The following is a 22,610-nucleotide window of genomic DNA, read 5'->3' on the forward strand; positions in this document are numbered from 1 at the left end:
AGTCTGTACGCTGATGCACATGGAAGGTGAAGAATTGGCCGTTTTAGGGTATAATTTCAATTTCCCGCATGTGCCGTTCGGCACCTTCCGCAATGACCAAATTTGTCTTCGTCACCGGCGGCGTCGTGTCTTCCCTGGGTAAAGGGATCGCCGCTGCTTCCCTCGCTGCGATCCTTGAATCGCGCGGCCTCAAAGTCACCATGCTCAAGCTGGACCCGTACATCAACGTGGACCCTGGCACGATGTCCCCAATGCAACACGGTGAAGTGTTCGTCACTGACGACGGCGCTGAAACCGACCTGGACCTCGGCCACTACGAGCGCTTCATCAGCACCCGCATGAAGAAGGTGAACAACTTCACCACCGGCCAGATCTACGAATCGGTGATCCGCAAGGAACGCCGTGGCGAATACCTGGGCAAAACCGTGCAGGTGATTCCGCACATCACCAACGAAATCCAGGACTACATCCGCCGTGGCGCGGAAGGTTATGACGTCGCCCTGTGCGAAATCGGCGGTACCGTGGGCGATATCGAATCGCTGCCGTTCCTGGAAGCGGCCCGTCAGCTGAGCCTGCGCGCTGGCCGCAAGAACGCCGCGTTCGTGCACCTGACGCTGGTGCCGTACATTGCTTCCGCTGGCGAACTGAAAACCAAGCCGACCCAGCACTCGGTACAGAAGCTGCGCGAAATCGGCATCTCGCCCAACGCGCTGCTGTGCCGCGCCGACCGTCCGATCCCTGACGACGAGCGCGCCAAGATCTCGCTGTTCTCCAACATCGAAGAGCAGGCCGTGATTTCGGTATGGGACGTCGACACCATCTACAAAGTGCCGCAAATGCTGCACGACCAGGGCCTGGACACCATCATCTGCGAAGCGCTGGACATCAACCCGGCCCCAGCCGACCTGTCGGTCTGGACCAAGCTGATCTACACGCAAGAGCATCCGAAGCAGGAAGTGTCGATCGGCATGGTCGGCAAGTATGTGGAACTGACCGAGTCGTACAAGTCGCTGACCGAAGCGCTGCGCCACGCCGGCATCCATACCGAATCCAAGGTCAACATCGAGTACATCGATTCGGAAGAGATCGAAACCATCGGTTGCGCCTCGCTGGCCAAGTACGATGCCATCCTGGTACCGGGCGGTTTCGGCAAGCGCGGCGTGGAAGGCAAGATCATGGCGGCGCGCTTCGCCCGTGAAAACAAGATCCCTTACCTGGGCATCTGCCTGGGCATGCAAGTAGCGCTGATCGAATACGCGCGCCACAAGGCGGGTCTGAGCGAAGCGAACTCGACCGAGTTCGACCTGGGCACGCCACAGCCAGTGGTCGCCCTGATCGACGAATGGCAAGGCCAGGACGGCAAGGTTGAAAAACGCGACGAGAATTCCGATCTGGGCGGCACCATGCGCCTGGGCGCGCAAACCTGCGCCATCAAGCCAGGCACGCTGGCCTCGGAAATCTACGGCGCGGTGGTGACCGAGCGTCACCGTCACCGCTATGAAGCCAACAACCACTACCTGCCACGCGTGGAAGCGGCCGGCCTGGTGGTGGCAGCCCGTACGCCGACCGAAGACCTGTGCGAAATCATGGAACTGCCACGTAGCGGCGACAACGCACACCCATGGTATATGGGCGTGCAGTACCACCCGGAATTCAAATCCACCCCGCGTGATGGCCACCCGCTGTTCACGTCTTACATCAAGGCAGCGCTGGCCCACAAGGCCGCGAGCGGTGCCCCTGAACTGCAAGGAGAGGCGGCATGAAACTGTGCGGATTCGACGTAGGCCTGGACCAACCGTTCTTTCTGATTTCCGGTAACTGTGTCGTCGAATCGCGCCAGATGGCGTTCGACACCGCCGGCACGCTGAAAGACATCACCACCGAGCTGGGCATTCCGTTCATCTTCAAGGCGTCGTTCGACAAGGCCAACCGTTCCTCGGGTAAGTCCTACCGTGGCCCTGGCCGCGAACAGGGCCTGGAGATCCTGGCCGCCGTCAAGCGCGAGCTGGGCGTGCCGGTGCTGACCGACGTGCACTCGATCGAAGACATCGAAGTCGCATCGAAAGTCGTCGACGTGCTGCAGACCCCGGCCTTCCTGTGCCGCCAGACCGATTTCATCATCGCCTGCGCACAGTCCGGCCTGCCGGTCAACATCAAGAAGGGCCAGTTCCTGGCGCCGCACGACATGAAGAACGTCATCGACAAAGCCCGCGCTGCCGCCAAGGAAGCCGGTCTCATCGAAGACAACTTCATGGCCTGCGAACGTGGCGCCTCGTTCGGCTACAACAACCTGGTGTCCGACATGCGCTCGCTGGCCATCATGCGCGAAACCGGTGCGCCGGTCGTGTTTGATGCCACCCACTCGGTACAGCTGCCAGGCGGTAACGGCACGTCGTCGGGCGGCATGCGCGAAATGGTGCCGGTGCTGTCGCGTGCGGCAGTGGCGGTCGGCGTCGACGGCCTGTTCATGGAAACCCATCCCAACCCTGCAGAAGCACTGTCGGACGGCCCTAACGCCGTTCCGCTGGGCAAAATGAAGGACTTGCTGTCCGTTCTGATCGAGCTGGACCGCATTACCAAAAAAGCTGGCTTCCTGGAGAACAGCTTCAACTAAAGCAGCCTACCCGGTGTAGAGAATTTAGCAATCTTGTCTGCACCGGGTACAATTCCCGTTATCCTTGTTCGCAACGCGCGTAAAGACGCAGCGCGACTCTGTATCGCCTAACTTTGGAGAATGACATGAGTGCTATTGTTGATATTATCGGCCGTGAAGTAATCGATTCGCGCGGCAATCCAACCGTCGAATGCGACGTGCTGCTGGAATCGGGCGTGATGGGCCGCGCTGCGGTACCGTCGGGCGCCTCGACCGGTTCGCGCGAAGCGATCGAACTGCGTGACGGCGATCCGAAGCGTTACTTCGGCAAGGGCGTACTGAAAGCCTGCGAAAACATCAACACCGAAATCTCGGAAGCCATCATGGGCCTGGACGCCAATGAACAAGCGTTCCTGGACCGCACTCTGATCGACCTGGACGGTACCGAAAACAAGGCACGCCTGGGCGCCAACGCCATGCTGGCGGTGTCGATGGCGGTGGCCAAAGCCGCTGCGGAAGAAGCCGGCCTGCCGCTGTACCGCTATTTCGGCGGTTCGGGCGCGATGCAGCTGCCAGTGCCGATGATGAACGTGATCAACGGCGGCGCACACGCCGACAACAACCTGGACATCCAGGAATTCATGATCATTCCCGTGGGCGCACCGTCGTTCAAGGAAGCCGTCCGTTACGGCGCGGAAGTGTTCCACACGCTGAAAAAGATCCTGCACAAGAAGGGCCTGAACACCAACGTCGGCGACGAAGGCGGTTTTGCTCCTTCGCTGGCCAACCACGAAGAAGCGATCAAGCTGATCATTGAAGCGATCGAGCAAGCCGGCTACGAGCCAGGCACCCAGATCGCGATTGGCCTGGACTGCGCCGCGTCGGAATTCTACAAAGACGGCAAATACGAACTGGAAGGCGAAGGCCTGTCGCTGACCGCGACCGAGTTCACCAACCTGCTGGCGACCTGGTGCGACAAGTACCCGATCATCTCGATCGAAGACGCGATGCACGAAGGCGACTGGGACGGCTGGGCGATCCTGACCAAGGAACTGGGCAAGAAAGTGCAGCTGGTCGGCGACGACCTGTACGTCACCAACACCAAGATCCTGAAAGAAGGCATCCAGAAGGGCATCGCCAACTCGATCCTGATCAAGATTAACCAGATCGGCACCCTGACCGAAACCTTCGCCGCCATCGAAATGGCCAAGCGCGCCGGCTACACCGCCGTGATCTCGCACCGTTCGGGCGAAACCGAAGATTCGACCATCGCCGATATCGCGGTTGGCCTGAACGCCCTGCAGATCAAGACCGGCTCGATGTCGCGTTCGGACCGCATGGCCAAGTACAACCAGCTGCTGCGTATCGAAGAAGATCTGGGCGACATCGCTTCCTACCCAGGCCGCGATGCGTTCTATAATCTGAAGTAATACCGCAAATGCGGCCGGAATCATCCGGCCGCTGTTTGATTTTTCTTGAGATATGCGTCTGATTACCCTCGCACTGGCATGCCTGCTGTTGCTGATCCAGTACCCGCTTTGGCTGGGGAAGGGCGGCTGGCTGCGCGTGGCGGATTTTGAAGCCCAGGTCAACGAGGCGCACCGGAAAAATGCGGAGCTGATCGCCCGCAACGCCAAGCTCGACTCCGAAGTGCGCGACCTCAAGGACGGCACCGGCGCGGTCGAGGAACGGGCTCGCTACGAGCTCAGCATGATCAAGCAGAACGAGATTTTCATTCAAATCGTCGGCAAGGGCCAGGCTGCTGCTCTTGCACCGCTGGCGCCCAAGCCAGCTGAACCTCCCGAACACTGAGTTCCTTCATGAAGCGACGCGCTGGCATATTGCTGATGTTGGCCGTGGCCGCCGCCACACCTGCCGCACAGGCTGCCGGTCCGGGCTGCATTCCGCTGCGCGTCGGTTATATGGACCAGAACCGTCCACCTTACTGGCTGGGCGAAGGCGAGAAGGTGCCCGATCCGCCGGGCGCCGCCGTTGATCTCATCAGCGATGCCGTCAAGGGCGCCGGTTTTGGCTGTACGCCCGTGTGGGTACGCTTGCCCATCGCCCGCTTGAAAGTGGCGCTGACCAATGGCGACATCGACCTGGCGCCGCTGGCGGAGCTGAGTTTCTATCCTGCCGAGATTGCGCTGCCGCGCGATAAGGCCGGCAATATCGATCTTGAACGCGCCTTGCACAACAAGGTGCTGGTGCTGGTACGCACGCGCGACAAGCTGCCCGCGAGCACCAATCCCATGCAATACTTCCGCGGCAAGATGCTGGGCATCCCGCAAGGAAACAGCTACGTCGCGCGCCTGCGCGAAGCCGGGCTGACGCTGGATGACGGCGGCCGCGACCTCGACCGCAATATCGAAAAGCTCAAGCTGGGCCGGGTGGATGGCGTGGTGGTGGCAGCGGTGGCGCCAGCCCATCTCAAGGAAACACTGGCCAGGTATAAAGGCGAAATCGAACAGCTGCCGCAGCCGCTGCTCAACGTCCGTGTCTGGCTGGCGTTCAACGACAATTTTTACCGCGCCCACCCCAAACAGAGCGAAGCCCTGTGGACCTGGCTGGACAAAAACCGTGGCCGCCTCGGCTACGTGATGCAACGCTACCGCAAGGACTGAACCATGAAACACATCAGCGCCATCAGCCTGTTTGTTGAAGACCTGCCAGCGGCGAAGGCGTTTTATCTCGACGTGTTCGAGGTGCCGGTGGTCTACGAAGACGACAACTGCACGGTCGTCAAATTCGAGAACCTGCTCATCAACCTGCTGCAGATTGCCCATGCGCCGGAGATCATCGCGCCGGGTACGGTGGCGCCGCGTGACGCTGGCTCGCGCTTCCAGTTGAGCATCTGGGTGCCGGATGTGCAGGCAGTCTACGAACGCCTGACGCAGCGCGGCATTGCCATCAATGGCCCGCTGGACCGGCCATGGGGCCTGCGCACGATTAACTTTGTCGATCCGGCTGGCCACAGCTGGGAAGTCGGCCAACAACTGGAGTCCTGATGCTGCATCACATCTCTTTTGGCGTGCGTGACCTGGCGCTGTCCGGCGTCTTTTATGACGCCGTGCTGGGTGCGCTCGGCATGCGCCGCGTGTTTGAAGACGACACAGCGATTGGTTATGGCTACGAAGAAGACAAGGATCTGCTATGCCTGAAGCTGCGGCCTGACGCCACGCCGCCGGGGGCTGGCTTCCACATGGCGTTTGCCGCGCCAACCCGCGAGGCCGTGCAGGATTTCCATGCTGCCGGCCTGAGCACGGGCGGCGCCGATAATGGTGCGCCGGGCTTGCGTGAAGACTACGGCGACCATTACTACGCCGCCTTTCTGATCGATCCGGACGGTCATCGTATCGAAGCAGTCATCAACCGTCCGGTCAGCTAAAATAAGCTCCCTGGTTTTATCCGAGTCTGGTTTGAGAGCTTTATTCCTTGCCTTATCGCTGGCGGCGGGCAGCACGTACGCCGTGGAGCCGGCCCTGTCGGCAGCTGATACCTTGAGCGCGGTGCAGCGCGTGAAACCTGTCACGCCTCAGACGAGCGGCCCCAATGTCCTGCGCGCACAGGTGCTGCTGGACCGCGCGCACTTTTCCCCTGGCGAGATGGATGCAGCTTACGGCAGCAATATGCGCCAGGCCATACGCGGTTTCCAGAAGCTGCGCCAGTTGCCGGTAAGCGGGAACATCGATGCCGCCACGTGGACTGAACTTGAGCGCGACGATGCGCCCGTGCTGGCGGTCTATACGCTGACGGCGCAGGATATCGCCGGACCCTATGCGCCGGTGCCGCCGGATATGGCGGGCAAGGCCAAACTCGCCACGCTGGGCTATGCCAGCCTGGCCGAAGCCTTGGGCGAGCGCTTTCATTGCAGCCCGGAGCTGCTGCGCCGGCTCAATCCCGGCCGCACCATGAAGCGCGCAGGCGAGCAATTGCTGGTGCCGAATGTGGCCATCATCAAGCCGCTGCCGAAAGCCGCCTCGCTGCTGGTCGATGCGAAAGAGGGCACGCTGACCTTGCTGGATGCGGGCGGCATGCCGTTTGCCCAGTTCCCGGCCAGCACCGGCAGCCAGCACGACCCGCTGCCGCAAGGGCGCTGGCAGGTGCGCGGCGTCGCCACCAATCCCGAATACCGTTACAACCCCAAGCTGTTCTGGGACGCCAAGGCGGGCGACACCAAGGCCCGCATCGCCGCCGGTCCCAACAACCCGGTCGGCCTGGCGTGGATCGACCTCAGCATCGAGCACTACGGCATCCATGGCACGCCCGAGCCGGGCAAAATCGGCAAGACCCAGTCCCATGGCTGCGTACGCCTGACCAACTGGGATGTCATGCAGGTGGTGCGTGCGGTGAGCCGCGGCGCATCGGTTTTAATGCAAGCTTAGTGACATTTCAATAGATTTCCTTGTGGAAAAATTTCGTACAATGCGGCGAATATTTTTTACCAAGGAAGTATCGTGAAATCTACTGAGCAGGAGGCCAGCGCTGTCATCTCGACGCTGGATGAGCGTTCGCCGGAATACGGCTGGAATGTGGCCAAGGCGCAGAAGTGGCTGCTGCTGGCCGTACTGCTGGAACTGGCCAGCGTGGTGCCAGTGCTGGGATGGCCGTTTTATGTCGTTGGTGTCCTCATGTCCTACTGGGCTGTGTACAACATGGGGGATGCGCTGCAAGCCCATGAGGATGGTTTCGCCGTAAGTGGCGGCAGCAAGTGGCTGTTCTTCCTGTGGTTGCCCTACATCGGCTTCATCGCCCTGTTTGTACTCAACCACAAGGCCACCAAATTCCTCCGCGCGGCGGGATATTCGGTCGGTTTGTTTGGCGCGCGCCGCAAGCTAAACGCATGAAGCCAGCGCTACTCATCATATTGCTGCTGACCGCCACGGCGAGCCAGGCCCAGGTTTATAAATGGGTCGACGCCAAGGGCGTGGTGCACTACACCGATAACAAGTTTGAAGCGGGCGATGCGCCCATCACCACGCTCAAGCCGAACACGCCGCCCGCCAAACCGGTGCCTGAAGGCGTTACGTGGCAGGAGCGCGATGCGGAATTCAGCCGTCTGCAGCAGCACAAGCTGATGGCCCCTGCATACCGTCCTCGCCAGCTGCAAGCGTCCAACTGTCTGCCGGACGCGCGCACCGTTTGCCGCTAGAATGCGCCGATGGGCCTGATGGCCGCCAGTGAGGGAGCGGATGTGAAAACCATAGGATTGATAGGCGGCATGAGCTGGGAGTCCACCGTGCCTTACTACCGTGAGATCAACCAGACCATCAAGCGTGAGCTGGGTGGGCTGCATTCCGCGAAAGTGGTGCTGTACAGCGTCGACTTTCATGAGGTCGAGCGCCTGCAGCATGCCGGCGACTGGGACGCCGCTGGCGCCATGATGGCCGATGCGGCGCGCGCTTTGCAGGCGGCAGGTGCGGATTTCGTCGTGCTGTGCACGAACACCATGCACAAGGTGGCGCCAGCCATCGAAGCCGCCGTGCACATTCCACTGTTCCACATCGCCGATCCCACCGCGCAGGAAATCCAGCGTGCCGGCCTGAACAGGGTCGGCCTGCTGGGCACGCGTTTCACCATGGAACAGGCGTTCTATAAGGAGCGCTTGCGCGAGCAGCATGGCCTGGAAGTGGTGGTGCCGGAACAGGCCGACCGCGACATTGTCCACCGCATCATTTACGACGAACTGTGCCTGGGCCGCATTGTTGATGCCTCGCGTGATGAATACCGCCGCATCATCGCCAGCCTGGTTGCGCAGGGCGCGCAAGCCATCATCCTGGGCTGCACCGAAATCTCGTTGCTGGTCGCGCAGCACGATGCTGCCGTCCCGCTATTTGACACCACTTCCATCCACGCACGCAGTGCCGCTTTACAGGCCTTATTATGATCATCCCTTCCTTAATTGCCGCCGCCCTGACCTTTGCCGCGCCAGAGCAGATGGCGCAAGCCGGTCATGTCTACAAGCAGGCCTATCAGCAGAAGGCCAGCAACGGCCGCGCAATCTATGAATACACGGACAATAACGAAAGCGTGCAGAACTGGACTAGGCTGGTCACGCTGAACTACACGCCGCAATTGCGCGTCGACGCGCAGACGTGGGCGAACGCTACCATGAAAGCACTGCAAGCCAACCCGGCCAAGCCTGCTCATCAGCTTGATGTGAAAGGGGCAAACGCCTACGCGCAAATGGTGTTTGAACCGGATGCCGCCAATCCAGAGTACGAAGCCAATGTCCAAAAGAGTTTCCATGTGGCCGATTGCGGCACTGTCATTTTGCAGTACGCCGTCAAGTACCCTAAAGGCAGCGACCTGACGACGATTAAAGCCGAGAATGCCCGGATAGCTGTCCAGCTTGAACAAGACATGTGGCAGCCAGCCTGCCAATAACGGGCGGCAGCATGCGGGTGTGCCGCCTAAATTGTCATTCAGGCAGCTTATAATGATGGCTTCGCTTCTGCATCCGGCATGCCATGTTACGCTGCACCTTTCTTGTTTCTGCTTTGCTTGCTGCCGCCTGTGCCGAGGCGGCCTGCGTGCCGGTACGCATAGGCTATATGGATCAGGACCGTCCGCCTTACTGGCTGGGCAATGGCAACGAAGTGGCAGACCCGCCCGGCGCGGGCGTGGAGTATCTGCGCGCAGCAACCGCTGCTGTACTGCCGTGCCCGGTGCAATGGGTGCGTTTGCCGCTGGCGCGGATGCGCAGTGCGCTGCAAAGCGGCGAGATTGATTTCGCGCCACTGGGCGACCGCATGGACTATCCGCCCGAATACGCGCTGCCGCGCGACAAGAGCGGCGCGCCGGACCGCAGCCGTGCGCTGGCGACCAATGTCATCATGCTGGTGCGCAGCGCCGATCATCTGCCGGCCGATACCGATACGCCACGCTATTTCCAGGACCGCCTGATCGGCGTACCGACCGGTGCGCCCTATGCGCCATCGCTGCGCGCGGCGGGCTATAAAATTGACGAGGGCGGCCGCGACCTGGATCGCAATATCGGCAAGCTCAGACTCAAGCGTATCGATGGCGTGGCGCTCACGGTGGCCGCGCCCGGCGATATGGATTACGCTGTCGCCAGCCGCTACGGCAGCGAAGTGGTGCGCCTGCGCGTGCCGCTGGTGACGGCCCACATCTGGCTGGTGGCCAACCAGAATTACTATGTGGCGCACCGCGAGCAGGTCGAAGCCCTGTGGAACTGGATGGCCACGCACCAGGGCGAGTTGGGCGCGCTGCTCGGTAAATATTCCCGTAAATAACTGCATAGGAAAGTGTATGCCTGTTTCTTCCTACCTCAACACCACGCCGCAACTGGGCGAAGGCTTGTACCTGCATCCCTCGGCGCAGGTGATTGGCGATGTCACCGTCGGCACTGACTGCTCGATCTGGTGCAACACCGTGCTGCGTGGCGACGTTAACCGCATCGTCATCGGCAACTGCACCAATGTGCAGGACTTCGCCATGGGCCATGTCTCGCACAGGAATGCTGCCAAGCCGGATGGTTCGCCGCTCATCATTGGCGACTATGTGACCATCGGCCACCAGGCCATGCTGCACGGCTGTACCATCGGCAATGAGGTGCTGATCGGCATGGCGGCCATCATCATGGACGATGTGGTGGTGCAGGATCAGGTGATGGTGGGGGCGGGTAGCCTGGTACCGCCGGGCAAGGTGCTGGAGAGCGGCCACCTGTACGTGGGCCGTCCCGCCGCCAAGGTACGGGCGCTGACGCCGGAAGAAATCGCCTATCTGAAGTATTCGGCGGAACACTATGTCCGCGTCAAGAATAACTACCTACAGCCGGTAGGCTGACAGCCATTGCGTCGCCGCTGCGGCGGCGGCCTGGCAGTCCACCGCGGATGGCATGGGCAGGGCTACGGTAGCGCCCTGCAGGGCGCCGCGTCCGGTCTGCACGATCAGGCGCGGCGTGCCGGCGCCGGTTTCCGCCGTCACGCTGCGGAGCTCGGTCCATTTGTAGTGCGACACCTGGCCCTCCGGACCGGGCGCATGCACATAGCGCAAGCCATCTTCATCGGCGCAAAAATATTCCACATGCTGCACCAGCGGATGGGTATGCATCAGCCATGCAAACGCCAGCGCGGCGCAGGTGCTGACCGCCAGCGGCCACAGCGCCGGCAGCAGCAACGCCAGCAGCAGCCCGCCCAGCGAGCACAGGGCGGCCACATAGAACGCCAGCGTGCGCTGGCGGTCGCCGGTGGCGTAGGGCATGGTCAGGGACGTGGGTTCCATCCAAAGATTGTAGCGGATTGACCAATATTGATACCATTACCTCTTGTAAATGAGAATCATTATTGTTAAGATGCGCTTTTGCCAGCAATCGTCGTTTGTCCGAGAGCCAGCCGTTGAACTACTCTTTCTTGGATAACTATGGTCGCTACCCCTACGGGCGCACGGCACAAGGCCGCGCCTTTGTCTCTTCACGTCCAATCCGCGCTGCTGGTGATGCTGGGCGCAATTGCGCTGCCGGCCTTCGCTCAGGAAGCCAAAATCAGCAACGAGCTGTCGGAAATCCTGGTCCAGGCCAAGCGTGACGACGCCAGCACCAGCCGCAATGGCACCACCACCGTACTGAACAGCCGTCAGCTCGAGCGCAACAGCGCCATCGACCTGGCCAACATCGCGCGTTACTCGCCGCTGGTCAGCGTGCCAGCCGCAGCCAGTGGCGGCGCCAATATCTGGGACGGCTCGGGCAACACCGGCGTCAATGTACGCGGCGTCGAAGGCAACCGCGTCAGCATGGAACTGGACGGCATTTCGCTGCCGGACGCCGCCCCCAAACCGGACGGCACCACGCTGAACGGCTTCGGCATCGGCCGCGACTATTTTGACCCCGAGACGTTCCGCGAAGTGCGTATCGGTTCCGGCTCCAGCCCTGCCGGTGCGGGGACGCCAGGCCTGGGCGGCTCGGTGTCCTTCGTCACCAAAGCGCCGGAAGACTACCTGGACGGCAAGCGCAAGCTCTACGCCGACTACAAGTTCGGCTACACCTCGGACCACGCGATGCGGATGCATGCGGTGACCGCCGCCAGCGAACTGGGCGAGAACCTCAAAGGCTTGATCGTCGGCGTGCACCGCAGCGGCGAGAAAGCCAAAAGCCTGAGCAATGTGCCGCTGAATCCGGACGACTGGGATTCGGACGCCGTGCTGGCCAAGCTGAGCTGGACCATCGCCAAGGACCAGAAGCTGGGCTTCACCATCGACAGCTACAAGGCGCACCACGACCGCGTCTACAGCAACAAAACCGGCGTCTCCTATCCGGATGGCGCGGCCCAGAATTCCAACACCCAGCGTGACCGCTACAGCATCGAACACCAGTGGGCACCCACCGGCGTGGCGCTGTTCGACACGCTGGAAACCAAGTTCTACACGCAGAATTCCTCGGTGGTGGATCTGACCCACGCCAACTACGTCACCGGCGGCCAGCCCTATGTGCGCGACATCAGCACCGGCTACTACAACAGCAGCAAGGGTGTGGCGATGGACGCCAGCAAGCAGCTCAATCCGGGCAGCATGCTGAACTACGGCTTCACCTACGAGCAGCAGCAGAGCCGCCGCCCGTGGCGTGAAGACCGCACCGTGACCAAGACCGGCGCGCACCAGATCACCCAGAAGAACCGCATGGCGGACATGGACACCGACAAGTATGCGGCCTATGTGCGCGGCGAGTTCGGCTTCAACCTGGGCGGCTACCAGGCCACGCTGACGCCGGGCCTGCGCGCCGAGCAGCGCAAGCTGACGCCGCAGAACCTGCAGAACTACGTGATTGCCGTGCCGGCCGCCGCCAAGGAAATCAAGGCGGAAACCGATTCGTTCCTGACGCCGAGCCTGAACCTGTCGGTGGAACTGGCGCCCAACTTCAACGCCTATGCGCAGTACTCGCGCGGCACCCGCCTGCCAAGCGCGGCTGAACGCACCGGCACCTATGATTCGTTCAGCTACACCGCCGCCGGCAATGCCTACGCCGTGCTGGGCAATATGGGCCTGCAAAAGGAAACCAGCAACGCCTTCGAACTGGGCCTGAAAGGGGCGCCGACGCCGGGTGTGGAACTCAGCACGTCGGTGTTCCACACCAAGTACAGCAACTTCATCGAATATGTTGCGCAGCCGGCCGACCCGGTCAATTACCCGACCATCACCCAAGGCCTGTTCCGTCCCGAGAACGTGGGCCAGGCCAAGATCTACGGCCTGGAATTCGCCTCGCGCTTTGCGCTGGGCCAGTGGGTTCAGCCGCTCAAAGGCTATAGCATCAACCTGGCGGGCGGTGTCTCGAAAGGCACGGCCGACAATACCCAGACCGGCAAGCGCGCCGACCTGGCGTCGGTGCAGCCGTACAAGGCCAACGCCACCTTCGCCTATGACGATGAACGTGGCGGCGCGGCCTTCACCGCCAGCACCGTGCGCGGCAAACGCGCGGCGGGCGATGTCATCAGCGGCAGCACCACCACCATGTTCGCTGTACCGGGTTCCACCGTGTTCGATCTGACCGCGTACTGGAACATCAACCAACACGTCAGCCTGAGCGGCGGTGTGTATAACCTGAGCGACAAGAAGTACTGGGACTACGCCTCGTCGCGTAGCCTCGCCGCCGCCACCAGTGCCGCCTCGCTGGCGGACATTGAACGTCAAGCTCGCCCAGGCCGTAACTATGCCTTCAACCTCAAAGTGATTTACTAAGGAGCTAGCCATGAAACCCCACCATCGATTTGCCCTGGCGCTGACCGGCGCCTTGCTGATCTCCGCGCTGCCGGCGGGTGCAGCCAGTCTGGCGGAGCGCTACGACGCGCTGCGCACCGAGCAACCCAAGCTGGCGCTGCGCGACGCCGCTGCCAAGCTGAACGTGTCGGAAGCGGAACTGCTGGCATCCACCGGCATCGGCAAGACCGTGATCCGCCTGCAGGAAGGCGACAACGTGCCGCGCGAAATCATGCGCCGTGCGCTGGACCTGGGCAAGGTCATGGCGCTGACCCGCAACGAGAACGGCGTGATCGAACGCACCGGTGTGGCGATGCGCCTGAAACCGCAGGAAGAAATCACCGGCCTGGACGCGGACAAGGAAAAGGAGCGCGAAGCGCGCATGCGTAACATCGCCGGCGGCTACCTGGGCGGCGAGATCGACCTGCGCTTCACCTTCAAGAACTGGAAGTATGCGTTTGCGGTAGCCCAGCCAGGCAAGGACGGCGTCGTCTCGCGCAGCCTGCAATTCTTCGACCAGAGCGGCAATGCCGCGCACAAGCTGTACGTAAAGAGCGATGAAGGCGTGGCCGTGTTCGACAAGATCGTGGCCGACTTCCGCAACCCGGTGCAAAGCGCCGAGCTGAAAGTGGTGGCGGCGCCGGTCAAACCGGCGGAAAAGCCGGACAGCGCGATCGACGTCAAGGAATACCAGATGGCGTGGAATGAGCTCAACGATGTGCACCAGTTCAACCGCCTGGTGACGGAATTCGGCATGTCGCGCGAGCAGTCGCTGCGCCTGGGACCGCCGGACAAGGTCCAGCGCATCACGCCGCAAGCGGTGCGCCAGCTGCTGGAAGAGTCGGCCAAGCAGAAGCTCGACATCATGGCCTTCCTGGGCAATGACGCGACGATCCAGATCTACAGCGGCAAGGTCAGCAAGGTACAGGAAGCGGGCGGCTACTTCAACGTGCTGGACCCGGAGTTCAACCTGCACCTGCGCGACAAGGCCTTCCACAGCGGCTACGTCATCAAGCGCGCCGGTGTGACGTCGGTGGAGTTCTTCGACCACAACGGCGAACTGGTGGTGAGCTTCTTTGGCGTGCGCGAACGTAACAAGCCACAGCCGCAAAGCTGGAACGACATGACGGCAGCGCTGCCGAAAGCGGCAGACGCCAGCCGTCAAGCCAGCCGCTAAGTCCTCAGGCTCCTCTCTGCTGGCCGCCGACGGGATCGCACAAATCGTGGGTCCAGTCGGCGGCCAGTGTCATGATGGCGTGCAGGTGTTTCTGCCCTTGCAGACCGCTGCGCATGGTGTCGCAAAACGCCATGGCCATGGCATGACGCTGGCGGCCTTTGGCGGTAGCAGGCAAGTGGCCGTCACAAGGCAGCACGAAGTTGCCGTCGCTGCGGCGTTGGGCGCCAAGCTCACGCCATAAGGCATCGTAGTCCGCGTGCACCTTGCCTTGCCGGATGGCGCTATGCACGGGGCGATTGCCATTACCGACCAGCAGCATGCTGCGGCAGCCATGGTCGCGTCCCCATTGTTCCACCAGCTTGACCATCAGGCTCTTGGGCCGCAAACCGTCCAGGTCGCGCGTGGCTGCGCGTACCCGTGCCTGGCGGTCGCCATAGTTGGGGCCTTGTACGCAGGCCAGACCGACCTGCATCTGCATGCCGTCGCGCAGGAAGCAGAACGCGGCGGAGTACAGCAGGCCTTCGTTGTCCAGCAGTTGCAGCACCAGTTCGCCTTCACGTTCGAGTGCGCTGATGGCGCATAGCTGCATCACATAGGCGGTGCCGGACTTTCCCTTGACGCTGCCCAGGTGCAGCGGCCCTCTTGCGGCTCGCCGCACGATACTGCCCAGGCCTTGCGCGGCAACGAAACGGTAATGCGTCGCCAGCACATCGATGCGCTGCGCATGCGTCAGCGTGGTGCTGAAGTAGGGGCGGTAGATTTTGTGTACCAGCCTGGGCTGGGTGCGCAGCAGCTCCGTGAGCAGCGGCTGCGCCGACAGTTGCGTCAGCCACGCATGCGTGGCCGCGCGATGCCAGTGTGCGCGGGCGTAGAGTTTGACCCACTCGCGCAACCAGACCAGACCGCTGTAACCAGACAGTCCGGCGCTCAGTGCAATCGGCTCAATAGAGGTAACTGACATAGAAGCCGCCGGCGGGGCTGGTTTTGCGCTTGGTCAGCGGACTCTTGGAGGCGTCGCGCAGCAGGGTGTTGGCGCCGGCCAGCGCGGTCACACTCCACTTGTTGCTGAATTTGTGCTGCCAGGTCAGCATGAGGTTGGCTTCGTACAGGCCGGACTTGGGCGTGAAGGCCTTGAAATTGGAGGTGAGCGCCTGCTGGGCCGTGACACCGTGATAGGTTTGCGCGTATTTGCTGTCGGCAAAGCCGGCGCCGGCCGACAGCGACAGCGTGTCATTGCGGCCATCCAGCAACTGCGCGGTGATGCCGGTGTGGATGGTCTTGCCATTTTCGCGCTGCGACAGCGGAACGTCGGCGCTGACGTTGAATTCCAGGATAGGCAGCGGCTTGATGCCGATGCTGACGATGGCGCTGGCGTTGCCCTTGACGTCGCCCATGCCTTTCAGTTCTTCACTGCCATTGTTGCCGAACAGGGCTTTTTCATTCTTTTCCTTGCGTTCGCCGCGATAGCCCAGCGCCGTGCTATAGGTAAAAGGACCAGCCTGGTAACCGTAGCCGACACCGCGCAGCGAGCTGGCGAAAAATCCGCTGGCGTGGGTGTAGTCCAGCACGATCACGGGCGAGACCACATTGCGGTCGGAGCCGGCATAGCGCGGACCAGCGCCGATGCCGCCGCCGACGGCAAACTGGCCGTCCGGTTCGGCGGCGCAGGCGCTGGCGGCACTCAGCATGCAGACGGCGCCGAGCATCAGGGAAGTGTGCTTCTTCATAGTTCATCCATTTCAAGATAGAACCGGTGCCACATCGGCCCGGTTGACTGCGTGCAGTATTAACAACTGCCATGAAGACTCCCTGAGCTTTTGATGAAGAAAACATGAAGAGGGCGGCTTTAGCTGATCTTCAGATTGCCGTGCTTTAATAGCGCCATGAAAATTCTACTGATAGAAGACGACCTCGACCTGGGCAACGGCGTGCGGATCGCCTTGACCGAGCAGGGTATGGACGTGGTGTGGGTGCGGACGCTGGACGACGCCAGCCGTAGCCTGGACAGCGATGGCTGCGACCTGGTGCTGCTGGATCTGGGACTGCCGGACGGCGATGGCCTGCAACTGCTGGCCAAGCTGCGCCGCAACCGCGCGCAGGGCGACGCGGCGGTCGGGCTGCCGGTGCTGATCCTGAGCGCACGCGACTCCGTCAACGACCGCCTGAGCGGGCTCGATGGCGGCGCGGACGACTATCTGGTCAAGCCGTTTGTGCTGGCCGAGCTGCTGTCGCGCGTGCGGGCCCTGGCGCGGCGCAGCTATGGCTTCGATGGCGAGACCATCGAAATACGCGGCCTGAGCCTGCATGCGCCAACGCGGCGCGTCAGCGTCGGCGGCCGTGCCACCGATCTCACCGCCAGCGAATACGCGCTGCTGAAAATGCTGATGATGCGCGCCGACCGCGTACTGACGCGGCGCGTGCTGGAAGAGCAGACGCTGCCGGGCAGCCAGACCAACGCCTCCAATTCGCTGGACGTGCACATGGCCAATCTGCGGCGCAAGATCGGCGACGGCTATATCCGCACCGTGCGCGGCGTCGGTTATGTGATTGATCTGCACGTACCGGGCGGCGCGGCATGAATGCGTTAAAGCGCTGCTGGCGCGTGCTGGTCGAGCCGACGCTGGTGCGCCGCATGATGGTGGCCCAGGTGCTGCTGGTGCTGCTGATGTGGAGCGGCGTGATTGCCATCATCCTGCATCAGGGCAGCGATACCTCATCCTATCTGAACGCGCTAAAAACCGGCGAGACGGTGCTGGCCGTGGCGGATAACCTGGCGGACCGCCCCGAGCAGCAGCACGCGACACTGTCGCTCATCGACAGCGCCCTGCGCGAGCAGTTTGACGACAGTGGCTTGCCGGATCTTGGGCCGGTGCTGCTGGTCTGGGAAGGCGGGCGGCTGGTGTACGCGACACCGGGGGCGCCCACCAATTTGCAGCCCCATCCCGACCATGGCCTGGAAACCATGTATATCAAGGGCGAGCGGTTTCGCGGCCGGGCCTTTCGTGCGGCGAAGACCGGCACGGTGGTGATGTTTGCCGCGCCGGTGGCCTGGTTTAACTTATTCCTGACGATTAATTCACGGGGTTTTTTCCTGGCGCCGTTGCTGATCAGCTTGCCGCTACTGCCATTGCCGGCGTGGCTGTCGATCCGGCTGGCGATGCGGCCATGGCGGCAGGTGGCGCAGGAAGTCGCGGCGCGCGGGCCGGCGGACCTGACGCCGCTGACCTCCAAGACACCGCACCGCGAACTGGCGGCCATGGTGGACAGCATCAACGCCTTGCTGCAACGGGTCGGCCAGAGTGCGCAGCGCGAGCGCAGCTTCATTGCCGACGCCGCGCATGAATTGCGCACACCGCTGGCCGCGATGCGCGTGCATGCGGAAGCGCTGCAGGGGCAGACCGGCCATCCGGTGCAGCGCGAACTGTTAAAGGGCATCCTCAGCAGCGGCAACCGCGCCGGGCGCCTGGTCGGGCAATTACTGCAACTGATGCGCAGCGACGCCACCGACAGCGAGCCGCACGCCGACGTCGCACTGGACGCGCTGGTGCAGGACCGGCTGGCGATGCTGTCGATGCTGGCCTCGCGCAACAACGTCGAACTCGAGCTCACGGTGGCCGAGCCGGTGTGCATCATGGGACAGCGCGAAAGTCTGGTGTCACTGATCGACAACCTGGTCGAGAACGCCATCAAATACAGTCCGAAAGACGGCGTGGTACGCGTCAGCGTGACCGGCACTGCGGGCGCAGCGACATTATCGGTGGAAGACCAGGGACCTGGCATTGCGCCCGAACTGCGTGAACGCGTATTCGACCGCTTCTTCCGCGATCCCCAGCAAACCCAGAGCGGCAGCGGCCTGGGCCTGGCCATTGCCGCCGCTGTCGCCGCCAGCCACAACGGCCAGATCCACCTCGACGACGCCGAAGGCGGCGGCCTGCGCGCCACGGTTCGCTTGTCGAGCTAAGTTTTGACTTCCGCGCGATAAGGGACTACTATTTTTTCATGAAGATCACTAGTGGAAAAATCGTCGCCGGTCAGATTGTCGTTGAAGATATGCCCTTCGACGATGGCACTGCTGTGACCATATTTTCCCGTGATGAGACTGAGGCTTTTGATCTCACGCCCGAGCAGGAAGCAGAGCTGCTGCAAGCGCTGGAAGAAGCTGAACGCGGCGATACAGTAACGGCTCCTGATTTGCTCAGGAGCTTGCGTCCATCAGTCTGATGGGCGCCTATTCTGTTCAGGTTACACGTCATGCTGCTGCGCAGATACAACGCTTATCTGTGTGGTGGCAGCAGAACAGACAATCAGCCCCCGATGCTGTCGCGATTGAACTTGAGCGCGCTTTTGCACTACTTGCCGTGCGTCCGGAATTGGGCGCTGTGGCACGCAGCGCCAGGCTAGCCGGTGTACGCCGAATTCATCTGGTCAAAATCCATCATTATCTGTACTACCGCACCCGGGAGGGCGCGGTAGAGATTCTGGCCTTGTGGCATACCAGCAGAGCTGGCATGCCACCGCTGTGAAGCACTTCAGGCGAGGGCGGCGCGGCCCAGGGCAGGGTCGTCGGTGAAGAAGCCGTCGATGCCGGCGGCGATGTAGCGTTTGATTTCGGCGATGGAGCCCGCTTCGTTGCGGGCGGCGTCGCCTGCGCTGTTGCGGAAGTCGGCCGCCAGGAAGTGGTTCTCAGGACGGAAGGTCCACGGCTCGACGCGCAGGCCGGCTTGGTGGGCGTCTTGCACCAGCGACGACGGCTGGTCCAGCGTGCCGTCTTTTTTCAGCGGGATGATGCTGCGCGTTGGCGGTGCGACGACGTCAGCGTATTGGGCGATGTCGCGCAGGCCTGCTGGCGTGCACATCTGTGCAAACGTCAGTGTGCCGCCGGCGGCGACCACGTCCATCGGCCGCACGTTTTCACCGATCACCAGCTGCATCAGGCGCAGGTTGGCACGGCGGCCCAGCTTGCCGCGCAGGTATTTCAGGTTGGCGATTTCGAACGACTGGATTTCCACCGGGTTGCGGCGGGTGTAGTCGTGCGCGCCCAGGATGGACAGGAAGCGGTCTTCCAGCGGCAGGCCGACGCTGGCAAAGTAGGTCGAGTGCTTGAGCTCGGGCACGATGCCGATGATGCGGCCGCGCGCGGCCGATTCCGCCGCCACGAAGTCGATGATTTCTTCAAACGTCAGCACCTGGAACATGCCGTTGTACTGCGCGCTGCCAGGACGGTATTGCGGGATGCGCTCAATGGCGCGCAGGGTTTTCAGCTCGGCCAGCGTGAAGTCGTCCACGAACCAGCCTTCGTGCGTTTCGCCGTCGATGGTTTTGCGCGTCTTGCGGCTGGCAAATTCGGGATGACTGGCGATGTCGGTGGTTTCGCTCAGGAAGGCTTCGTGGCGCGCCACCAGCGCGCCATCCTTGGTGCTGACCAGGTCGGGTTCGATATAGTCGGCGCCATCGGCAATCGCTTTGGCGTAGGAGGCCAGTGTGTGCTCGGGACGCAGCGCGCTGGCGCCACGGTGACCGAACACCAGTGGACGGCCGTTGCCGGCGCCCACCGGCGCGACGCCCGGCAGGCCGGACAGGTCGGCGGGCGGCAGTGCTGGCGACAGGCCCGCTGCCAGCACCGACGATGCGGGCAGCAGCAGCGAGGCGCCGGCAGCCGCGGCTGCCGTCTGGATGAAGCCGCGGCGTGACAGCCGCGCAGGCAAGATCAGTTTGGTCATCAGAAGTCTGCCATCAAAGTCAGGAAGCCCTGGCGCGGTGCGATCGGGAAGGTGTTGTAGGTGCCGCTGGCAGCGCCTACCACCACGTTCAGGTCGCCCTTGCGGTCGGTCAGGTTGGTGATGTTCAGGCGGTAGCGTGCGTTCTTGAGCCAGCCACCGTTCAGGAACGGCAGTTTACCCGAAACGCTAAGGCTGGTCAGGAAGTAGCTCGATACTTCCAGGTCGTTGGTGTAAGTGGCGTAGCGCTTGCCGACGTAGTCGCCGATCAGCTGGAATTCGGTGTCGGCGACGTTGGCGGTGGCGACGAATTTGTCCATCCACTCCGGGCTGCCTGGCACTTTTTTGCCGGAGGTCAGCACGGTGTCCTTGCCGCTCACATAGTTGTCGTCGTACTTGGACTGGTTGTACGACAGCGCGTTGTACAGCGAGAAGTTGCGGCCGAAGTGCACGGTGCCGGACAGGTCGACGCCGTCGGTCTTGACGCTGCCGACGTTGGTCAGCACGGCCAGGTTGCCGCCGATAATCGACGAGATCACCGAGGTCGGGCTGATTTGCAGCAGGCGGTCTTTGAAGTCGACGTGGTAGACGTTGATCTGGCCGTCAATCGCGGTTACGCCGCCCAGGTCCAGCTTGTGGCTGGTGCGTACGCCGGCTTCGTAGGTGATCGAGGTTTCTGGTTTGGCGGTGCTCTTGAACAGGTCAAACGCGCCCTGGCTCGACAAGCTCCATGGCGACGCGCCGCCGCCACCGTAGGTGACGAACTGGCGCATGTTTTTCTGTACGTTGAAGAAGGCCTGGTCTTGCGCAGTGATGTCCCAGCGGCCGCCGATCTGCGGCAGGAACCATTTCTTGGTGATGATTTCACCGACCGGCAGCGCGGTCGAGTTGGCAATCGCGCCGTTCTTCGGCTGGACCGGGAACTGGCCATCGGCAAATTGCAGGCTGGATTTGAAGCCGGCCTGCAGCGCCAGGTCGGGACGCACGCGCCACTCATCCTGCAGGTGCAGCTGGGCGACCTTGTTGTCGATCTCGCTGCCGTACTGGGTGATCAGCGGATTGCCTGGACGGTCGTACGGCGAGCTTGGATTGTTGACGTCCAGCGCGTACCAGCGGCGGTAGGCCGACGAGCGGTTGTGCTCGAGCCACAGGCCGCCTTGCAGTTTATGATCGCCGATTTCGGTGGTCAGCGTCGACAGCCAGCCGTTGCGGTTGATCGCGTATTCGGTGGTGCGGGTGGCAAAGCCCGAGTTGCCGAATACCTGTTTCAGGTTCTGGCCCGGGAAGTAGACCGCGAACAGGGCCGGCAGGCCGGCCACGCCGATCGGACCGGCCACCACGCCGACGCCGTCATCGTTGTGGTAGTAGATCTGGTTGGACCAGGTGGTGTTTTCGCCGAGGTTCATGTCGAACTTGGCGTAGGTCAGGTAGTCGGTACGCTGGGCGTCGCTGTAGTAGTTGCGATAGTTGTTGCCGTCGGCCGCAGGCGTGCCGCCGGTCGCCGACAGGTAGGACAGCGCCTGCTGGAAGTTCGGGTACATGAACGGACGGGTGTACGGCTGGTATTTCTCGCTGGCCGAACGCACGGTGCTGTCTTCGTTCGGTTCGATCTTGTCCGAGTACGCGACGTACAGGGTCAGCTTGCCCAGGCTGCTGTTGTTGATGAACTTGGCGTTGATCTGGTCGCCGCCCTGGCGGCCGGCGAAGTCCCAGGCTTTCTGTTCGTGGTGCACGCCGGAGATGTAGGCGCTGTTGCCGTCGCCGAAGTTACCGGTATCAAAGCGGACAAAAGTACGCGAGGTCTTGTAGCTGCCCACGGTCTGCTGCACGGCCACGTTGCGGTTTGGCAGCGGGTTGCTGGAGAAGGTCTCGATGGTGCCGCCCAAGTTGCTGGTCGAAGCGGTCGACAGGTCGCCGGCGCCCGAGGACAGGATCACGCTGCCGACGTTTTCGCTGGTGATGGCGCGCTGTGGCGACAGGCCGTTGTAGTTGCCGTATTGCTGGTCGCCCAGTGGTACGCCGTCCATGGTGTAGCCCAGCTGCTGGCCGCTGAAGCCGTGGATGAACAGTGACAGGTTTTGCTCGTTATTGCCCCATGGGTCGGCGGTCTGGAAGCTCACGCCGGGCAGGGTTTGCAGCGCTTTGAGCGGGTTGATGCCCGGCAGGATCTTCTGCATTTCCAGCTTCCCCAGCTCTACAGAGGAACGGGTCTTGCGGGTGGCGACTTCAACGGTCGCGATGGGCGCCGCAGCCGCTGCCTCGATTTCCGGAGCGGTTTCAACGGCTGGGGCATCGGCCATGTCGGCGACGGCAGCAGCAACGTTGGCGGCCATGGCCAGCATGGGGAGGCTCAGCGCGGCGAAGCACACGGCGGATAATTTCTTGTTCATGTTTTGTCCAGATGGTGGGATGA

At 62.3% G+C, this 22,610-nt stretch carries 25 protein-coding genes; 19 read left to right on the top strand and 6 right to left on the bottom strand.

Annotated elements, in window-relative coordinates:
- The first annotated feature begins 92 nt into the window (after positions 1-92).
- The 12 genes from GTP58_RS00510 (at position 93) to GTP58_RS00565 (ending at position 8,980) form a co-directional block, all read left to right on the top strand.
- A complete protein-coding gene (locus tag GTP58_RS00510; protein WP_072781228.1) occupies positions 93-1,763 on the top strand; it encodes a CTP synthase in 1,671 nt (556 codons plus the stop codon).
- Entirely contained in the window at positions 1,760-2,614 is an 855-nt protein-coding gene (gene kdsA / locus GTP58_RS00515) for a 3-deoxy-8-phosphooctulonate synthase (RefSeq protein WP_072781227.1), read from the top strand. The genes GTP58_RS00510 and kdsA overlap by 4 nt, the downstream gene beginning before the upstream one ends.
- 125 nt (positions 2,615-2,739) lie before the next feature.
- Positions 2,740-4,023 (top strand): phosphopyruvate hydratase, encoded by a 1,284-nt coding sequence (eno, locus tag GTP58_RS00520; protein ID WP_161075848.1) that lies wholly within the window; start codon positions 2,740-2,742, stop codon positions 4,021-4,023.
- 52 nt (positions 4,024-4,075) lie between these two features.
- Complete coding sequence (gene ftsB, locus GTP58_RS00525) at positions 4,076-4,405, top strand: cell division protein FtsB (RefSeq protein ID WP_161075849.1); 330 nt, start codon at positions 4,076-4,078, stop codon at positions 4,403-4,405.
- 8 nt (positions 4,406-4,413) lie between these two features.
- Positions 4,414-5,217: an amino acid ABC transporter substrate-binding protein gene (locus GTP58_RS00530; RefSeq protein ID WP_161075850.1), complete on the top strand. Its 804-nt coding sequence runs from the start codon at positions 4,414-4,416 to the stop codon at positions 5,215-5,217.
- A gap of 3 nt (positions 5,218-5,220) precedes the next feature.
- Positions 5,221-5,601 carry a VOC family protein gene (locus tag GTP58_RS00535; RefSeq protein WP_161075851.1) on the top strand — a complete coding sequence of 127 codons (381 nt, stop codon included), beginning with the start codon at positions 5,221-5,223 and terminating at the stop codon, positions 5,599-5,601.
- Positions 5,601-5,981: a VOC family protein gene (locus tag GTP58_RS00540; protein WP_161075852.1), complete on the top strand. Its 381-nt coding sequence runs from the start codon at positions 5,601-5,603 to the stop codon at positions 5,979-5,981. The genes GTP58_RS00535 and GTP58_RS00540 overlap by 1 nt, the downstream gene beginning before the upstream one ends.
- A gap of 31 nt (positions 5,982-6,012) precedes the next feature.
- Positions 6,013-6,978: a L,D-transpeptidase gene (locus GTP58_RS00545; protein ID WP_161075853.1), complete on the top strand. Its 966-nt coding sequence runs from the start codon at positions 6,013-6,015 to the stop codon at positions 6,976-6,978.
- 72 nt (positions 6,979-7,050) lie between these two features.
- The gene (locus tag GTP58_RS00550) at positions 7,051-7,440 is read left to right on the top strand and encodes a hypothetical protein (protein ID WP_161075854.1); all 390 of its coding nucleotides are present in this window, start codon (positions 7,051-7,053) and stop codon (positions 7,438-7,440) included.
- Positions 7,437-7,745 (top strand): DUF4124 domain-containing protein, encoded by a 309-nt coding sequence (locus GTP58_RS00555; protein WP_161075855.1) that lies wholly within the window; start codon positions 7,437-7,439, stop codon positions 7,743-7,745. Before GTP58_RS00550 ends, GTP58_RS00555 begins: the two co-directional genes overlap by 4 nt.
- A 42-nt stretch (positions 7,746-7,787) precedes the next feature.
- Positions 7,788-8,480 (top strand): aspartate/glutamate racemase family protein, encoded by a 693-nt coding sequence (locus GTP58_RS00560; RefSeq protein ID WP_161075856.1) that lies wholly within the window; start codon positions 7,788-7,790, stop codon positions 8,478-8,480.
- Positions 8,477-8,980 carry a hypothetical protein gene (locus tag GTP58_RS00565; protein WP_161075857.1) on the top strand — a complete coding sequence of 168 codons (504 nt, stop codon included), beginning with the start codon at positions 8,477-8,479 and terminating at the stop codon, positions 8,978-8,980. Before GTP58_RS00560 ends, GTP58_RS00565 begins: the two co-directional genes overlap by 4 nt.
- Before the next feature lie 769 nt (positions 8,981-9,749).
- On the opposite strand, the gene GTP58_RS31855 is transcribed toward GTP58_RS00565, so the two are convergent.
- Entirely contained in the window at positions 9,750-9,800 is a 51-nt protein-coding gene (locus GTP58_RS31855) for a hypothetical protein (protein ID WP_373924720.1), read from the bottom strand.
- A gap of 65 nt (positions 9,801-9,865) precedes the next feature.
- Between GTP58_RS31855 and GTP58_RS00575 the strand changes: the two genes are divergently transcribed.
- Entirely contained in the window at positions 9,866-10,402 is a 537-nt protein-coding gene (locus GTP58_RS00575; protein ID WP_161075859.1) for a gamma carbonic anhydrase family protein, read from the top strand.
- Here the strand turns inward: GTP58_RS00575 and GTP58_RS00580 are convergent.
- Complete coding sequence (locus GTP58_RS00580) at positions 10,385-10,840, bottom strand: hypothetical protein (protein ID WP_161075860.1); 456 nt, start codon at positions 10,838-10,840, stop codon at positions 10,385-10,387. The genes GTP58_RS00575 and GTP58_RS00580 overlap by 18 nt on opposite strands.
- A 180-nt stretch (positions 10,841-11,020) precedes the next feature.
- On the opposite strand from GTP58_RS00580, the gene GTP58_RS00585 reads away from it, so the two are divergent.
- Together GTP58_RS00585 and GTP58_RS00590 are read left to right on the top strand one after the other, a co-directional pair.
- Positions 11,021-13,285 carry a TonB-dependent receptor domain-containing protein gene (locus tag GTP58_RS00585; protein WP_229215388.1) on the top strand — a complete coding sequence of 755 codons (2,265 nt, stop codon included), beginning with the start codon at positions 11,021-11,023 and terminating at the stop codon, positions 13,283-13,285.
- A gap of 10 nt (positions 13,286-13,295) precedes the next feature.
- The gene (locus GTP58_RS00590) at positions 13,296-14,480 is read left to right on the top strand and encodes a hemin-degrading factor (protein ID WP_161075862.1); all 1,185 of its coding nucleotides are present in this window, start codon (positions 13,296-13,298) and stop codon (positions 14,478-14,480) included.
- A gap of 4 nt (positions 14,481-14,484) precedes the next feature.
- Here GTP58_RS00590 and GTP58_RS00595 read toward each other — a convergent pair whose 3' ends face one another.
- A complete protein-coding gene (locus GTP58_RS00595; protein WP_161075863.1) occupies positions 14,485-15,441 on the bottom strand; it encodes a DUF535 family protein in 957 nt (318 codons plus the stop codon).
- Entirely contained in the window at positions 15,422-16,207 is a 786-nt protein-coding gene (locus tag GTP58_RS00600; protein WP_161075864.1) for a MipA/OmpV family protein, read from the bottom strand. Before GTP58_RS00600 ends, GTP58_RS00595 begins: the two co-directional genes overlap by 20 nt.
- Positions 16,208-16,363: 156 nt before the next feature.
- Here GTP58_RS00600 and GTP58_RS00605 point away from each other — a divergent pair, with 156 nt between their 5' ends.
- From GTP58_RS00605 to GTP58_RS31860, 4 genes are read left to right on the top strand one after another with little or no spacing between them, the layout of a single operon-like run.
- Positions 16,364-17,059, top strand: coding sequence for a response regulator (locus GTP58_RS00605; protein ID WP_161075865.1), 696 nt, complete (start codon positions 16,364-16,366; stop codon positions 17,057-17,059).
- On the top strand, positions 17,056-18,441 hold the full coding sequence (locus tag GTP58_RS00610; RefSeq protein WP_161075866.1) for a HAMP domain-containing sensor histidine kinase: 1,386 nt from the start codon (positions 17,056-17,058) through the stop codon (positions 18,439-18,441). Before GTP58_RS00605 ends, GTP58_RS00610 begins: the two co-directional genes overlap by 4 nt.
- Positions 18,442-18,479: 38 nt before the next feature.
- Positions 18,480-18,701 carry a hypothetical protein gene (locus GTP58_RS00615; protein WP_161075867.1) on the top strand — a complete coding sequence of 74 codons (222 nt, stop codon included), beginning with the start codon at positions 18,480-18,482 and terminating at the stop codon, positions 18,699-18,701.
- Positions 18,701-19,003, top strand: coding sequence for a type II toxin-antitoxin system RelE/ParE family toxin (locus GTP58_RS31860; protein WP_161075868.1), 303 nt, complete (start codon positions 18,701-18,703; stop codon positions 19,001-19,003). Before GTP58_RS00615 ends, GTP58_RS31860 begins: the two co-directional genes overlap by 1 nt.
- 6 nt (positions 19,004-19,009) lie before the next feature.
- Here GTP58_RS31860 and GTP58_RS00625 read toward each other — a convergent pair whose 3' ends face one another.
- Positions 19,010-20,200, bottom strand: coding sequence for a glycerophosphodiester phosphodiesterase (locus tag GTP58_RS00625; protein ID WP_161075869.1), 1,191 nt, complete (start codon positions 20,198-20,200; stop codon positions 19,010-19,012).
- Positions 20,200-22,587, bottom strand: coding sequence for a TonB-dependent receptor (locus tag GTP58_RS00630; RefSeq protein ID WP_161075870.1), 2,388 nt, complete (start codon positions 22,585-22,587; stop codon positions 20,200-20,202). The genes GTP58_RS00625 and GTP58_RS00630 overlap by 1 nt, the downstream gene beginning before the upstream one ends.
- Between the last annotated feature and the right edge of the window lie 23 nt (positions 22,588-22,610).

It is taken from the genome of Duganella sp. CY15W (assembly GCF_009857555.1).
GTDB lineage: Bacteria > Pseudomonadota > Gammaproteobacteria > Burkholderiales > Burkholderiaceae_D > Rugamonas > Rugamonas sacchari.

What these genes read in the sequence shown, in the direction of transcription:
- GTP58_RS00510 (WP_072781228.1), top strand. Translation starts at nt 93, where the DNA reads ATGACCAAATTTGTCTTCGTCACCGGCGGCGTCGTGTCTTCCCTGGGT.
- kdsA (WP_072781227.1), top strand. Translation starts at nt 1,760, where the DNA reads ATGAAACTGTGCGGATTCGACGTAGGCCTGGACCAACCGTTCTTTCTG.
- eno (WP_161075848.1), top strand. Translation starts at nt 2,740, where the DNA reads ATGAGTGCTATTGTTGATATTATCGGCCGTGAAGTAATCGATTCGCGC.
- ftsB (WP_161075849.1), top strand. Translation starts at nt 4,076, where the DNA reads ATGCGTCTGATTACCCTCGCACTGGCATGCCTGCTGTTGCTGATCCAG.
- GTP58_RS00530 (WP_161075850.1), top strand. Translation starts at nt 4,414, where the DNA reads ATGAAGCGACGCGCTGGCATATTGCTGATGTTGGCCGTGGCCGCCGCC.
- GTP58_RS00535 (WP_161075851.1), top strand. Translation starts at nt 5,221, where the DNA reads ATGAAACACATCAGCGCCATCAGCCTGTTTGTTGAAGACCTGCCAGCG.
- GTP58_RS00540 (WP_161075852.1), top strand. Translation starts at nt 5,601, where the DNA reads ATGCTGCATCACATCTCTTTTGGCGTGCGTGACCTGGCGCTGTCCGGC.
- GTP58_RS00555 (WP_161075855.1), top strand. Translation starts at nt 7,437, where the DNA reads ATGAAGCCAGCGCTACTCATCATATTGCTGCTGACCGCCACGGCGAGC.
- GTP58_RS00565 (WP_161075857.1), top strand. Translation starts at nt 8,477, where the DNA reads ATGATCATCCCTTCCTTAATTGCCGCCGCCCTGACCTTTGCCGCGCCA.
- GTP58_RS00575 (WP_161075859.1), top strand. Translation starts at nt 9,866, where the DNA reads ATGCCTGTTTCTTCCTACCTCAACACCACGCCGCAACTGGGCGAAGGC.
- GTP58_RS00580 (WP_161075860.1), bottom strand. Translation starts at nt 10,840, where the DNA reads ATGGAACCCACGTCCCTGACCATGCCCTACGCCACCGGCGACCGCCAG.
- GTP58_RS00590 (WP_161075862.1), top strand. Translation starts at nt 13,296, where the DNA reads ATGAAACCCCACCATCGATTTGCCCTGGCGCTGACCGGCGCCTTGCTG.
- GTP58_RS00595 (WP_161075863.1), bottom strand. Translation starts at nt 15,441, where the DNA reads ATGTCAGTTACCTCTATTGAGCCGATTGCACTGAGCGCCGGACTGTCT.
- GTP58_RS00600 (WP_161075864.1), bottom strand. Translation starts at nt 16,207, where the DNA reads ATGAAGAAGCACACTTCCCTGATGCTCGGCGCCGTCTGCATGCTGAGT.
- GTP58_RS00605 (WP_161075865.1), top strand. Translation starts at nt 16,364, where the DNA reads ATGAAAATTCTACTGATAGAAGACGACCTCGACCTGGGCAACGGCGTG.
- GTP58_RS00610 (WP_161075866.1), top strand. Translation starts at nt 17,056, where the DNA reads ATGAATGCGTTAAAGCGCTGCTGGCGCGTGCTGGTCGAGCCGACGCTG.
- GTP58_RS00615 (WP_161075867.1), top strand. Translation starts at nt 18,480, where the DNA reads ATGAAGATCACTAGTGGAAAAATCGTCGCCGGTCAGATTGTCGTTGAA.
- GTP58_RS31860 (WP_161075868.1), top strand. Translation starts at nt 18,701, where the DNA reads ATGGGCGCCTATTCTGTTCAGGTTACACGTCATGCTGCTGCGCAGATA.
- GTP58_RS00625 (WP_161075869.1), bottom strand. Translation starts at nt 20,200, where the DNA reads ATGACCAAACTGATCTTGCCTGCGCGGCTGTCACGCCGCGGCTTCATC.
- GTP58_RS00630 (WP_161075870.1), bottom strand. Translation starts at nt 22,587, where the DNA reads ATGAACAAGAAATTATCCGCCGTGTGCTTCGCCGCGCTGAGCCTCCCC.